The organism is Saccharopolyspora sp. 6V (assembly GCF_020176785.1).
GTDB classification, from domain to species: Bacteria; Actinomycetota; Actinomycetes; order Mycobacteriales; family Pseudonocardiaceae; genus Saccharopolyspora_C; species Saccharopolyspora_C gregorii.
On sequence record NZ_JAIUKB010000233.1, the window covers coordinates 1 to 871 of the forward strand.

Genomic DNA, 871 nt, shown 5'->3' on the forward strand with positions numbered 1-871 from the left:
ACTACTTGTAACAAAACTGATCTTGGTGGCACGGTGGTCGTAGGTTGGTCTTGTTGTCGTTGTGGAGGTGTCTGGTGGCCCGGCGGCGACCGTGGGAGGTCGACGACGAGTTGTGGGAACTGCTCGAACCCTTGCTGCCGCAGGACACGCGGGTGCCGGAGAAGGGTGGGCGGCCCCGGATCGATGACCGGAAAGCGTTGCAGGGCATCTTGTTCGTGCTGCACACCGGTATCCAGTGGGAGTTTCTGCCTCAGGAGTTGGGATTCGGTTCGGGGATGACGTGCTGGCGCCGGTTACGTGACTGGCACGAAGCCGATGTGTGGACGCGACTCCAGCAGGTGCTGCTGGACAAGCTGCGCGGGGCCGACCAGCTCGACTTCTCCCGTGCAGTAGTCGATGCCTCCCACGTGCGGGCCATGCGAGGCGGCCCAAAACGGGGCCGAGTCCAGTCGACCGCGCCCGGCCGGGCTCGAAGCACCACATGATCTCCGATGCGCGCGGAACCCCACTGGCGGTGACGTTGACCGGTGGCAACCGCAACGACGTCACGCAGCTGATCCCGCTGATCGACACCGTTCCCGGTGTCCGAGGACGACGCGGACGGCCCCGCTTCCGGCCGGACGCGGTCTATGCCGATCGTGCCTACGACCACGACAAATACCGGCGCCTGCTCCGGCATCGCCGCATCACACCCGTGATCGCCCGCCGCGGCGACGAGCACGGATCCGGCCTCGGAGTCGTCCGGTGGGTCATCGAACGCAGCCTCGGCTGGCTGCACTGGCCACGCCGTCTACGCATTCGCTGGGAACGCCGCGCCGACATCCACGACAGCCTCCTCCAACTCACCACCTGCCTCATCCAACACCGACGC

General features: G+C 66.1%; 1 protein-coding gene and 1 pseudogene. Both read left to right on the forward strand.

Translation table 11 applies throughout. The annotated features are described in order from the left end of the window. Positions 1–152: 152 nt before the first annotated feature. Positions 153–272 (forward strand): annotated as a pseudogene (locus LCD35_RS30265) (transposase); the annotation flags it as partial. 47 nt (positions 273–319) lie between these two features. Beyond that, positions 320–871: IS5 family transposase (locus tag LCD35_RS29680; RefSeq protein WP_225045323.1), on the forward strand; the 552-nt coding region annotated here is incomplete at its 3' end.